This is a genomic window from Secundilactobacillus sp. MJ173 (assembly GCF_059704265.1).
This window is the reverse complement of sequence record NZ_BAAKGN010000060.1, coordinates 15,447-27,381: the sequence shown is the minus strand read 5'-3', so window position 1 is coordinate 27,381 and position 11,935 is coordinate 15,447. Positions and strand designations below refer to the sequence as shown.

The window sequence follows — 11,935 nt, the reverse complement described above, 5'->3', positions numbered from 1 at the left end:
GGTATCGGCTGGTGATGATTTTTTGATTGTCTCTCAAAGTGGCCGTTTCATTTCAAACAGACCGTCTACGGTACCGTAAACTGATCCAGCAAGTCTGGCCAGCGGAGCTAACTTAGTAGCGTCAACGTGGAAAGTTTGGGAATCTAAGACGTCATCAGCAAAGTAAAAATCGCTGACTTCAAGGATGAACAGATCACTTTGGATTTGTGCTCGATTGTCAGTTATGGGCACGTATTGATGGAGTGTTGTTTCGAAGCGAACTTTGGGTGCTACCAAAGCCGGCACAGAGATTGTTTGACTTGGAGTTGTGGCAAGCTTAGTAAGGTCAAGCTCGCTTTGGTCACTAGGTAAACTGGCGGCGGTTTGGTTCATTTCGGTGGCTAATGATTGGCTCACTAGGTGCACCACGGCTTCCTGATTATCTAAAATATTAACGGCAGTGTCTTTCGGTCGATTTTGTTTGCGACCAATAGCCAGCGTGATCAGCGGCAGTTCACTGGAAATCGCTGAAAAAAAGCTGAAAGGAGCGATATTTAATATCTGGTTAGGTTTCGGACCCAGTGTCGTTACCCAGGCGATTGGGCGTGGAATAATGCTCCCAGAGAGTAGTTTATAACGTTTTAGAGCAGTTAGTGAGTCACTGGAGAAATGCAGCATAGTAAGCCTCCTCAAAGAATTTGAGTTCATTATAGCGCAACGGTAACAGGTCTGGTGCCACAACTCATTGTGAAACAGATAATTTGACGCTTTCAAGCGATTTCATAGACGCTGAAAGCTTACCGTGGTACAATTCCGCAGTAGAGAAAAGGAGAGTCAATTATGAAATTCACAAAAAAGCGCAGTCAAAATAAGCAAGCAGAAGAAAAACGCGATGCCACATGGAAGAAGTTTAAAACGCAGCAGAATACCCTTGCAGCAAATAAGCGTGGTGATAGGCAACGAGGCAGTCGAAAAGCAAATTATTAAACTGAATCAGTCATTTTTCTTGCAATATTGGTCTAGATGACTTATTATTGGGCTATACCAACAAAAGGAGTGGCGAATCATGTCAGAATCAACAAAAGCAAAAATGAATGTGATTATCGTTAAAGATCGTATTGAAGGCGGACAAAAGGGTTTCGAAGTTTTTGAAAAGGCCTATCGTGATGGTGCTAAAGTGTTTGGTCTCGCCACTGGTAGCACACCAGTGACTACTTATGAAGAACTTACCAAGAGTGATCTTGATTTTAGTCAGATGACATCAGTTAATTTGGATGAATACGTTGGCTTAGCCCCTGATCATCCACAAAGTTATCACTACTTCATGCAAAAGCACCTGTTTGACCAGAAACCATTCGCACACTCATACGTGCCTGATGGGTTGAACAGTGACGCAGCGGCTGAGATGAAGCGTTATGATCAAGTGATTGCGGATAATCCGATCGATTTGCAAATTTTAGGCCTTGGTCAAAACGGTCACATTGGCTTTAACGAACCTGGCACTGATCCAGCACTTGGCACACACAAAGTAACTTTGACTGAATCAACGATTAAAGCGAATGCACGTTTCTTTGATAACGAAAACGAAGTACCACGGTATGCCTACTCAATGGGAATTGCGTCAATCTTAACGAGTAAACACATTCTTTTGGAAGCATATGGATCAGAAAAAGCGGACGCAGTGAAAGCTATGATTGAAGGCCCAATTACCACTGATGTTCCAGCTAGTTTCTTACAACAACATCATCAAGTAACGATTATTATTGATGAAGCGGCGGCAAGCAAATTAAGTGAAGAATACTAATTCAATTTAGAGAGAATTGAAGCAAGCATAAGGGAGAAGAGCGACAGTGATGTCGGTCTTCTTTTTTGACAGAAACGAGAGAAGGACAACTTAAAGAATTAGTGATTATTTAGTAATTATGTAGGGTGGCTGACCGTGCTTGTTTTCGACGTCTATTCCAATTATAATAAGGATAAATTGCTGTATCTGAGGGGGACGCACACATGCGGAAACAATGGATGGTGGGGTTACTCACTGTTGGCTTAGTCGTATGCGGTTTAACTGGTGCTGGGCACACCAGAGTGAAAGCGAGCACGACGACGGACAGTTTTATTAGTAATATGTCATCGCCTGTTAAAAAAGTTGCGAATCAATACAAGTTGTATCCATCCGTTATGATGGCTCAAGCGGCGCTGGAAAGCGGCTGGGGAACAAGTCAGCTTTCTACTAGTGCAAATAATTATTTTGGTATTAAGGGTGCGTATAACGGTGCTTCGGTGACAATGAGTACTGCAGAATATGACGAGAACGGGCAACTCTATTATACGCAAGCGGCATTTAAGAAGTATCCGGATGCAGCTGCGTCCATGACAGACAATGCGCAACTTTTGCGTAATGGCACTGCTTGGAACCCGAACTACTATGCGGGAACTTGGCGCGAAAACGCTGCAACGTATGAGGCAGCAGCTCGGGCATTAACAGGGACCTATGCAACTGCGCCAAACTATGGCGATTCGCTGATTAATTTGATTCAAACGTATAAATTCTATTCGTTAGATAGCACACCAACGCCAACGCCAACACCAACCAAGAAGCCTACTAGTAATGTTAGCGACGTGAAGTATTATTTCGGTGCTGACAATCAAACAGCGACGTTAGGATCGAAATATAAAAGCTATGCCGTTTACAATCACGTGAAGGGTAGCAAGTATAAAACCACTAATTACGGCTGGTCAAAGGTTGGGGGCTGGCAGGGCAGACCTGTTTGGATAGATGCACGTGGATATAAGGTTAAGACTAAAACAAATTGGTACCGTATTCGGTTCAGCAAGCAAACCACGGCGAAGAAGTACTGGGTTTATTCAGGCGTACTTAGTTTTCCGAAGACAACTTACGCTAGTTATAAAAAAACGGTAAAGTTAGTTGGAACCGCTTATCCAGTTTATGATCATGTCTTCAATTCTACTTATATTGCTAAGCAGTTAACGACGACAAAATCGCTGGTTAATAAATCGGTGAAAATCGACAGCAAGGCTACCCATGTTCAAAACGGGATTACTACCACATGGTATCGAATTCATAGTGGATCAGTTAATGGCTGGGTATCATCCTTAGCCGTGAAGAAATAATCAGATTGGAATATAAATGGCCTAGTACCGCTTCTGGTATGGGCCTTTTTTAAAGGTTAAGTTTTCAATTTATTATCAAATATTAACTTGTGCATTCTTCAGAAACCGATATAATATTAACGGTTTAGTATTTTAGATAGGGGATTTTTAAGATGAAGTTCTGGAAAAAACTGACAATTATGCTGGTATCGGTACTCGGGCTCAGTGTATTATCTACAGAAACCGCACAAGCAGATACACATACTGATTTTATTGATCGACTAAGTCAACCAGTATTAAAAGTAAGTCGCCAGAATCATCTTTATGGTTCGGTCATGATGGCTCAAGCAGCGCTTGAAAGCAATTGGGGCACCAGTCAGCTGTCAGTGGATGCTCATAATTACTTTGGTGTAAAGGGTAATTATGATGGGCATTCCATAACAATGTCGACTAATGAAGCGAATGCTAGCGGTTCGATGTACAATACGCTGGCTAATTTTAAGGTTTATCCTTCAGCTCAGGCCTCGTTAGACGATTACGCAAAAGTTTTACGTGGCGGTACGACTTGGAATCCTTTTCTTTATGAAGGCGCTTGGCGAGAAAACGCTAGTTCATATATGACAGCAACTAACATTGTTGCGGAAAATTATGCTACAGATAAGGATTACGCTAACAAACTGAATAAAATTATTGCGGATTATGATTTACACGATCGTTTTGACCGGACAACTGCCAATAGTACGGATGCTGACACGAGCACCAAGATAACACCTGGTGTGGATTATGCTAATTATGAAGGTTCGGCAACCATAAAGCCGGGTACGATTAAATTTTATAATGGTGTACCAACGGCTACTGATAAAGCTAAGGTAATTCGGACCAGACAGTTAGCGAATAAAAAAGTCAAAGTGATGGCTCGTGGTATTGTGACTAAGGATCAGACAATTTGGTATCAAGTTAAGAGCGGCTCTGTTACTGGTTGGGTTCAAATTACTGATATTTTAGGGCTCAAGAATAACTAGCGAGCCAGCAAGACACGGGTAGGGTTCTCTGATATAATAGCGTTCATGGCATTATAAATCGAAAAAAGATGTTAGGAAGAATTTAAAAAATGGCAACTGATTATAAAATTATGGTGCAAAATGTCACCAAAGAGTATGATTTGTTCAAAACTCAGTCGGAAAAACTGCGCGCTTTTTTTGCACTGAATCGTAAACCAGTGCCACATTTTTGGTCGCTGATGGGGATTTCTCTCAAAATTATGCCAGGTGAGACGATGGGCTTAATTGGTGTTAACGGTTCAGGCAAATCAACTCTCTCCAATATTATTTCGGGTATTATTCCCCAAACAACGGGTATTGTGGATGTTCGTGGAGATACCTCAATTATTGCGATTGGTGCTGGTCTACGTGGTAATTTAACGGGGCTTGAAAACATTCGGTTGAAGGCGTTGATGCAGGGGCTAACGAACGAAGAAATCGACGGTTTAATGGACGATATCGTTAGTTTTGCCGATATTGGTGATTTCCTTTATCAACCCGTTAAAAGCTATTCAAGCGGGATGAAATCTCGCTTAGGTTTTTCAATTGCTGTACACGTTAACCCAGATATTTTGATCATCGATGAGGCACTTTCTGTTGGTGACGATACTTTTTACCAGAAGTGCGTGGATAAAATTTCTGAATTTAAAGCAGAAGGCAAAACCATTATTTTTGTCAGCCACTCATTGAAACAAATCGAAATGCTATGCGATCGGGTTGCTTGGATTCATTATGGTAACTTAAAAGAAGTCGGCGATACTGAAACAATCGTGAAAGATTATCGCCAATTTGTTAAATGGTTCAAGGATTTGAACAAAAAAGAAAAGAAACAGTTTCAGTTGAAAATGAAAGAAGCCCAGAAGCAGTTTGATATCGATGCTTATCAGGCGTCGGTAGTTGAGGAACGGCAGAAACAAAATCCAGATGAGCAAAACGTACCAGCCAAGGTTAAAAAGGCATTTTATGGTTCAGTTATCAGTGAAAAGATGTCATTGGGCAGTCGGTTAATTACGCTAGTTGTTTTATTACTACTGGTCTTTACATGCTGGACGAATCTTTCTGGACATTCTTTGACAGAAGTTGTTTCTAACCCGACTACCTTGATTCATCCGACGAGTCACGTAGATAAAACGGGTAGTTTGCATCAATAAATGAGTTTTTAGTTAAAAAATGTGAAACTTTCTCATAATGTGTGGTATAGTGTAAGTAACCATTTATTTACCCCCTGACTAGTTTTTAAACGAACAGGGCATTTCTCACATTTAGTTTTTCTTAGAGCCTCAACCGTTCAGTGAAACGGTTGAAGCTTTTTTTAATAAATATTGAGAATAAATTTGGAAAAGGTTGACAGCGCTTTCATTATGCCTTATAGTATTTCTTGTAAGGTATGAATTAATTACCTTCTAATCAATTCTCTTTCTCTCTTATGCCGCCACTATCCTAGATAGTGGCTTTTTGTATACCATAAAAGCTTTGGTGGCTTCAAGGTATTAACATCTTTATGTTAAAATGTCTTTATAGCAATTAAAAGTGGAGAGAGGGATCAATTATTGATGAAGAGTCACGAAACGTTTACACTCATCGAAGAAATTACCCGTCTGGATGGCACCAAGTATATGGAAATCAGTAATATGGTGCAAAATGGTCGTGCAGAATTAGCGGCTGAACGTGGATTTATTAAACAAGTTCGCATTTTACAATTAAATATTCCACATTCTCCTCACGTTGAAGCGTATGAGAAATATATCAACGAGAATTATGAGATGCCAACGGAAGCAATGGATCATTTCGAAGAATGGAAGAAGCCTGAAAAGATTCAACACGAAGTCGATATGGTGTTAAAAGAAAATCATATTGGATAATTTTGCAAAAAATATTGCACGTCGTGGAAAGTTATGGTATAAATAACTCATGGCGTTTTTATTGCCCCGTAGTTCAGTGGTAGAATAATTGACTGTTAATCAAGAGGTCGCTGGTTCGAGCCCAGCCGGGGCAGTATCTTTTAAACCGATAAAAAATCTGGAAACCAATTTAATTGGCTTCCAGATTTTTTTATTGGCAATATTTTGAATCAACAGTTTTGACTTACTTTCAGGCTTCATCAGTTGTGAAACGGTTTAAAGTCATAGCGGCTTTTTCATGGACGTTTTGTAACTGTAGTTCTTTTAAGTGTTCAAACAAAATACCTTCACGCAGACCGCTATTGGAAAATGTGATGCGATCAGAATCAAGATAACGCATTAATAAGGTCAATGGAATCAATCCCCCAACGATGATGTCGGCTCGGTCTTTACTGAGCCCAGGAATTGCTTTTCGACCTTCTAAGTCCTGACTGACAATCCTAGAGAAGGTATCATCAACGGAATGACGACTCAGTCGATAGCCGTGGATATCCTCAAAGTTGAGAATGTTATTAAAGCGGCGATTGATTTTAGCCATTGTCCGGTTACTGCCACCAAGCCCGATTACGGGTAAATTAAGACCGTTGCGCAGCCACCAGATACTACTATAAACATCATTAACGAATGTCATCACTTCAAATAGGCTTGAGGCAGAAATTTGATCGGTAGAGAGGTATTGCTGGGTTAAATTAACACTCCCAAGAGGAATACTGATCAGATGACTAATTGCACCGTTTTGGACAAGTACAATTTCAGAGCTGGCACCACCGGTATCTAAAATAACAGCATTGGTTGCGGGTAATGTCTCGCTAACACCAAGGTAGTCGTAATAGGCTTCCATGGTCCCTGGCAGGACATCTAACTTGATATCTAGCTCAGTTTCAACGCGTTTCAGAAACTTTTTTTGATTACTGGCCTGACGGGTAGCAGCAGTTGCTACTGCCTTAAGATGGACGTTATTTAACTTTGAATAGACTTCTTTGAATTCATGTAGCGCATCCATCGTACGCTGAATCGCTTCAGGCTGCAGGACCTTTTTTTCACCCATGTTTTCAGAGAGGCGGACGTATTCTTTCATTTGTTTCACTGTGGAGTAGGTTCCATCGTTATCAATCTGTGTAATTGTCATTCGGGCTGAGTTTGATCCTAAGTCGATCACTGCAAAATTTTCCATTAGTCTGATTCACTCCCATCATCGTAGTTTAAAGGGTTTGGCCGGTTTTCCGGACTTAACATGGGTTGAAATTCAGTTGGCGCGGTCTTCGCTGCTTTAGCTTGATCTTGCTGGACGTGTCGGGTAGCGGCTTGCGCAAAGTCTGCTTGAGATTCTAACGGTACCAAGCCACGTCGATCAATGTGTGTGTAGGAGCCATCTGCTTGCATCACCCGTGTTTTAACGTTATCGTGCCACATTGTATCGTAGATTTGTAAAACCCGTTCGGCTAAATCCGGTTGTAGAATGGGGAAAAGTAATTCAACTCGACGATTTAAATTGCGTGTCATTAAGTCAGCACTGGAAAGGTAGACGTTCTTCTGACCGTCAATATCAAAACTGTAGATCCGGCTGTGTTCCAGAAAACGACCAACAATTGAGTGTACGATAATATTATCGCTAATACCTGGAATACCAGTTCTCAGACAGCAGATACCACGGATGATCAATTCAATGTGAACGCCACAGTGAGAGGCTTTGTATAAGTGCTCAATCATTTTTTGATCGGATAATGAGTTCATTTTCATGCGAACGGTGACGTTAGCACCTTTTTTAGCCGCATCACCGGCTTGGGTTAACTTATCATAAATGAATTCTCGGATGCCATCAGGACTAATGTGCAGCTGGTGAAAGTAGGGTGGTTTGGAGTAGCCAGATAACATGTTAAAGATGTTGGTGGCGTCGATTCCCATATCGTGGTTTACAGTGAAAATTCCCATATCCGTGTAAAAATGTGCTGTGACGTCGTTATAGTTACCGGTACCCATGTGCATGTACCGACGAATGCCGCCCTGTTCTCGTCTTACGACCAGAGACAGCTTACAGTGGGTCTTTAGTCCAATCAAGCCATAAATCACGTGACAGCCCATTTTTTCAAGCTGTCTGGCCCAATGAACATTGTTCTGTTCGTCAAATCGTGCTTTGACCTCAACTAAGACAGTAACTTGCTTACCATTTTGGGCTGCTCGTCCTAAGTAACGGATGATAGGGGAGTCGCCGGAGACACGATAAAGCGTCATTTTGATGGCTAACGTGTTGGGATCGATTGCCGATTGCCGGATGAATTCTACCACTGGATCAAATTTGTCATAAGGATGCTGCATGAGCCAGTCATGCTCACGAATAGCAGCAAAAATGTCATGACTGTGATCTAATTCTTTTGGCTGATAGGCGGTGAAATTAGCGTATTTCAAATCGTCGTGATTGATGATTTGACTAACTAGCTTGCTTAAAAAGGTTAAGTCAACCGGGCCGCTGGTTTCATAAACAGCAAAATCAGGAGTATCCAGTTCTTTGTTTAAGCGTTTTAACAACTTTTTGCTGATGGTGTTTTCCACTTCTAACCGGATTACATTTCCGTGTTCTCGTAGTTTCAGCTGCTGCTGAACGTCCTTTAATAGGTCTGATGTATCTTCTTCGGCAACGTCTAGGTCCATGTCACGAATAACACGGAAAACCACACTTTCCTTGACGTTATAGTTAACGAAAAGCTGACCAACAAAGGTTTTAATGATTTCCTCAATTAAAATAAAGGCATTTTCTTCTCCTGGTAGGCGGACAACTCTCGGAAAAACATCTGGAATTTGCAGGGTAGCGTAGAGTCGGCCATCACCGTCATGTGGCGTCAGTTGGATGGCGAGGTTAAGCGTGTCATTAGCGATGAATGGGAAAGGTCTGGAACTGTCATCAGCCATCGGAGTCAGTACCGGGTAGAGTTCATCATGAAAATAACTCTTAATAAACTGGAATTGTTCGGCAGTTAAGTTAGCTGCTTTCTTAATGTTGACGCCAATTTGCTGGACTGCGGGAATCAGTGAACGGTTTAACGTAGTGTACTGTTTAACCAGCATTTCATGTGCGCGGACGTTTACCGCTCGTAGCTGTTCTTCTGCGGTCATGCCCGAAGCATCCGGCTTGGGGTAGTTGACTGCAGCTAGCTTGGCCAGTGAAGCCACTCGCACCATAAAGAATTCGTCAAGGTTACTTTGGGTAATACTCAAGAACTTTAATCGTTCGAGGAGCGGGTTACCTTTATCTCGTGATTCCTCTAATACGCGGTCGTTAAAATCTAGCCAGCTTAATTCCCGATTGGTGAAATATTCTGGGTTACTATAATTTTTTTTATCACTCATTTTGAAGTCACGCTCCTTTGCTTTAGTCTCGGTTTCAAGCCAAAAGTTTCTTCAAAAAACTGGCTTTTATATGAAAATTCCCAGTTTTCAAATGACAAGTTTTTGTTGCTATAAACCGTGATGACTAATTCTGGGGATTTAATTGAAACCGAAATGCGGTTTATCTTTTGTTGACGATCATCATCAAGGGCATCGGCCAGGCGCAAAATAGCAGCTAGCTTAGCAACCAGCAACCGTTCACCGGTATCCAACTGTTGAAAGTGGCTGAGATCTTCGCTGGGGGTGGTAGAGCTATGGTAACGCGCGATGGCAGCAATGATTTGGCGTTCATGGGCAGACAGACCAGTGATACTGGTGTGGCGAATAATATAGTCGGAGTGTAAATAATGTTCATGTGCCGCGATATAAGCGCCGACGTCGTGTAAAATTGAAGCAACTTGCAGTAATAATCGGTCGCGAGTGGTAAGTTGGTGAATCGGTTTTAACTGATCAAAGAGGTGCAGGGCAAACTTGGTTACCAGCTCACGGTGGACAGGTTCTACCCGATAATGATTAGCCATATTAGAAGCGGCAGTGATGGTTTGTTCAGAAAAGTCGTACTTGCTGTAACCACTACGCACAGCCTCGTTAATTGCCAGCCCGTCTAATACAGTATTACGGGAAAAGTGCAACGAAGTGGCTTTTGTAAGGTACATCAGTTTACGGACCAATAAGAGCTCTGGAAGCAGTAATGGAATTTCTGATTCCTTTACGCCGTATTCTTCCATGAGAAATTGATCCGACGCATCGATGACACGATCGAAAATTGTTTCGAACTGATCTGCCGTTAACGTATGATGGTGGTCGTTTACAACGGTTAATTGGTTTAAGGGCATCGAACTGAGTAAAATGAGTTCACTTGGACCATCAACTGCCTCTTGTGGTAGCAACCGCTTGTAATCCGAGAGTTTGCTATCAATATAATCACTCAGAACCTCAACGGAATTTGGCGCACTTTGACGTAAACTTTGCAGATCTTCAGCAATCCGAACGGGTCCTAAGGAGTAGTAACTGGAGTAGATAAAAGATAAATGATTGAATTCAGTAATGGTGGTATTTCCAGAATTGATCCCTATTAGGTAAGTTAAATTCTGACTAGTTGAGAGCTTCTTTTGCTGAAGATCAACCAAAACGGCTTGATTACGGTAGTAAGTTTCCTCACTAATTGAGAGCCAATTTAACTTAAGACCAGTTTTTAAGAAAACCTGATCAGCGATGAAGTCGGCATTAATTGCCTTTGAAAGTGCTTCACTGCCCCACAGTCTGTAATCTTCAATCTGATAATCGTTTAACAGCTGTAAGAATCCCCGTAACGAGGTGGCCATCTGATTAACTAATTCAAATTTAATGGGCTGATGCCGATATAGATCATCTCCAACCGGCAGTTCTTTGTGAACGCGCTCAATTGTTTTAAGGGATTTCAAATCAACAATAAGAAGTTCCAGTCCCTGTACTGAAATGATCATGGTACCAAAGTAATGGCTTGCCAAGATAATCGCCTCCAAAAGATAGATTTAATAAAAGACTTGATTGTCCATGATTAGCTTACTGATATGTTTTTCCGTTCGTTGATATTCGGGTGGCAGGCTCATGTAGTCGCCATACATACGGGTTAAAATTGCATCGTAAGCCGTTGGGACATTAACCTTTAAGTATTCGAACGGCACCTTTGTTAAATTGCTGATTTCAGTGCCAGAAAGGATCTCGTGATCATAGCTATACTGTGAAGCTAAATTTTTGTAGAAGTTAAACTGATCGTGATCATATAGACGCATGATAGCTTCTCGTTCATGTTTTAATTGGGTCAAATCTTCAATTTTATCAGGTCCGGGATCAGCTCTATGCCGCCGCAAGGGGTTCTCAATTAACCCATAACCTGCTTTTAAAATAATCCGGCTATCAAGTAACTTAAAACGAGCAAATTGACTATGTCTTTGAGAAGGATCATCCGGAATTCGATCGAATGGGAAAATATCAATGAAAACGCCTTTTCGTGCGTTATTCACGTTGCCTTTTTCTTCGATATAAGTAACGCGATCTAATAGTTTCATATAACTGAAACCATAGCTATCATCTGAGTAGGCGGTTTGTAGGAAATAATGGTCATGACGTAATTTTTCTGGTGCATACTTGGCGAATTTTTCGTAGTCTGGACGCGTCATCCCAATATCCATGTCATCATCCCAGGGAATAAAGCCCTGGTGACGAATAGCGCCCAATAAAGAACCGCCAATCAAAAAATAGTTGAGAGATAGCTCGTCGCATAGTGAGATAATTTTTGCAAGGTTTCCTAATTCAACTTGGTGAATCCGATCAACCAATTCGATATGCTTTGCCCCCTTTTGATATTGGCTTAATTTTACACTCTTTTTGATGTGGGTTAAACTTAGGCGACGTTTTGGCGAGTCAAGATGTAAATCCGGTTCTGCACAGCGTGTCAAATTATGTCCTGGAAACCTAGTATTATCGCTTACATGTGGTAATTTACTTCCGATAATGATAAGCTAATGCTAGGAAAGT

General features: G+C 41.4%; 11 protein-coding genes and 1 tRNA gene. 7 read left to right on the top strand and 5 right to left on the bottom strand.

Annotated elements, in window-relative coordinates; translation table 11 throughout:
• Positions 1 to 33: 33 nt before the first annotated feature.
• Entirely contained in the window at positions 34 to 657 is a 624-nt protein-coding gene (locus AC6H04_RS09175; protein ID WP_497571375.1) for a flavin reductase family protein, read from the bottom strand.
• A gap of 162 nt (positions 658 to 819) precedes the next feature.
• Here AC6H04_RS09175 and AC6H04_RS09170 point away from each other — a divergent pair, with 162 nt between their 5' ends.
• The 7 genes from AC6H04_RS09170 to AC6H04_RS09140 all read left to right on the top strand — a co-directional run bounded on the left by AC6H04_RS09170 (position 820) and on the right by AC6H04_RS09140 (position 6,126).
• Positions 820 to 966 carry a hypothetical protein gene (locus AC6H04_RS09170; RefSeq protein WP_497571374.1) on the top strand — a complete coding sequence of 49 codons (147 nt, stop codon included), beginning with the start codon at positions 820 to 822 and terminating at the stop codon, positions 964 to 966.
• Between the two features lie 103 nt (positions 967 to 1,069).
• Positions 1,070 to 1,783: a glucosamine-6-phosphate deaminase gene (nagB, locus tag AC6H04_RS09165; RefSeq protein ID WP_497571475.1), complete on the top strand. Its 714-nt coding sequence runs from the start codon at positions 1,070 to 1,072 to the stop codon at positions 1,781 to 1,783.
• Positions 1,784 to 1,986: 203 nt separating this feature from the next.
• Complete coding sequence (locus tag AC6H04_RS09160; RefSeq protein ID WP_497571373.1) at positions 1,987 to 3,111, top strand: glycoside hydrolase family 73 protein; 1,125 nt, start codon at positions 1,987 to 1,989, stop codon at positions 3,109 to 3,111.
• A 152-nt stretch (positions 3,112 to 3,263) separates the two neighbouring features.
• Complete coding sequence (locus AC6H04_RS09155) at positions 3,264 to 4,112, top strand: glucosaminidase domain-containing protein (protein ID WP_497571372.1); 849 nt, start codon at positions 3,264 to 3,266, stop codon at positions 4,110 to 4,112.
• An 89-nt stretch (positions 4,113 to 4,201) separates the two neighbouring features.
• On the top strand, positions 4,202 to 5,281 hold the full coding sequence (locus AC6H04_RS09150) for an ATP-binding cassette domain-containing protein (RefSeq protein ID WP_497571371.1): 1,080 nt from the start codon (positions 4,202 to 4,204) through the stop codon (positions 5,279 to 5,281).
• A 402-nt stretch (positions 5,282 to 5,683) separates the two neighbouring features.
• Positions 5,684 to 5,992, top strand: coding sequence for a hypothetical protein (locus AC6H04_RS09145; RefSeq protein WP_497571370.1), 309 nt, complete (start codon positions 5,684 to 5,686; stop codon positions 5,990 to 5,992).
• Positions 5,993 to 6,054: 62 nt separating this feature from the next.
• Positions 6,055 to 6,126: transfer RNA gene (locus tag AC6H04_RS09140), tRNA-Asn, on the top strand.
• 95 nt (positions 6,127 to 6,221) lie between these two features.
• Here the strand turns inward: AC6H04_RS09140 and AC6H04_RS09135 are convergent.
• From AC6H04_RS09135 to AC6H04_RS09120, 4 genes are read right to left on the bottom strand one after another with little or no spacing between them, the layout of a single operon-like run.
• On the bottom strand, positions 6,222 to 7,205 hold the full coding sequence (locus tag AC6H04_RS09135) for a Ppx/GppA phosphatase family protein (RefSeq protein WP_497571369.1): 984 nt from the start codon (positions 7,203 to 7,205) through the stop codon (positions 6,222 to 6,224).
• Entirely contained in the window at positions 7,205 to 9,376 is a 2,172-nt protein-coding gene (locus AC6H04_RS09130; RefSeq protein ID WP_497571368.1) for an RNA degradosome polyphosphate kinase, read from the bottom strand. Before AC6H04_RS09130 ends, AC6H04_RS09135 begins: the two co-directional genes overlap by 1 nt.
• On the bottom strand, positions 9,373 to 10,905 hold the full coding sequence (locus AC6H04_RS09125) for a Ppx/GppA phosphatase family protein (protein ID WP_497571367.1): 1,533 nt from the start codon (positions 10,903 to 10,905) through the stop codon (positions 9,373 to 9,375). The genes AC6H04_RS09130 and AC6H04_RS09125 overlap by 4 nt, the downstream gene beginning before the upstream one ends.
• Before the next feature lie 24 nt (positions 10,906 to 10,929).
• The gene (locus AC6H04_RS09120) at positions 10,930 to 11,742 is read right to left on the bottom strand and encodes a LicD family protein (protein WP_497571474.1); all 813 of its coding nucleotides are present in this window, start codon (positions 11,740 to 11,742) and stop codon (positions 10,930 to 10,932) included.
• Positions 11,743 to 11,935 lie beyond the last annotated feature (193 nt).

Coding starts and splice junctions, on each gene's coding strand:
- AC6H04_RS09175 (WP_497571375.1), bottom strand. CDS start 657: ATGCTGCATTTCTCCAGTGACTCACTAACTGCTCTAAAACGTTATAAA.
- AC6H04_RS09170 (WP_497571374.1), top strand. CDS start 820: ATGAAATTCACAAAAAAGCGCAGTCAAAATAAGCAAGCAGAAGAAAAA.
- nagB (WP_497571475.1), top strand. CDS start 1,070: ATGAATGTGATTATCGTTAAAGATCGTATTGAAGGCGGACAAAAGGGT.
- AC6H04_RS09160 (WP_497571373.1), top strand. CDS start 1,987: ATGCGGAAACAATGGATGGTGGGGTTACTCACTGTTGGCTTAGTCGTA.
- AC6H04_RS09155 (WP_497571372.1), top strand. CDS start 3,264: ATGAAGTTCTGGAAAAAACTGACAATTATGCTGGTATCGGTACTCGGG.
- AC6H04_RS09150 (WP_497571371.1), top strand. CDS start 4,202: ATGGCAACTGATTATAAAATTATGGTGCAAAATGTCACCAAAGAGTAT.
- AC6H04_RS09145 (WP_497571370.1), top strand. CDS start 5,684: ATGAAGAGTCACGAAACGTTTACACTCATCGAAGAAATTACCCGTCTG.
- AC6H04_RS09135 (WP_497571369.1), bottom strand. CDS start 7,205: ATGGAAAATTTTGCAGTGATCGACTTAGGATCAAACTCAGCCCGAATG.
- AC6H04_RS09130 (WP_497571368.1), bottom strand. CDS start 9,376: ATGAGTGATAAAAAAAATTATAGTAACCCAGAATATTTCACCAATCGG.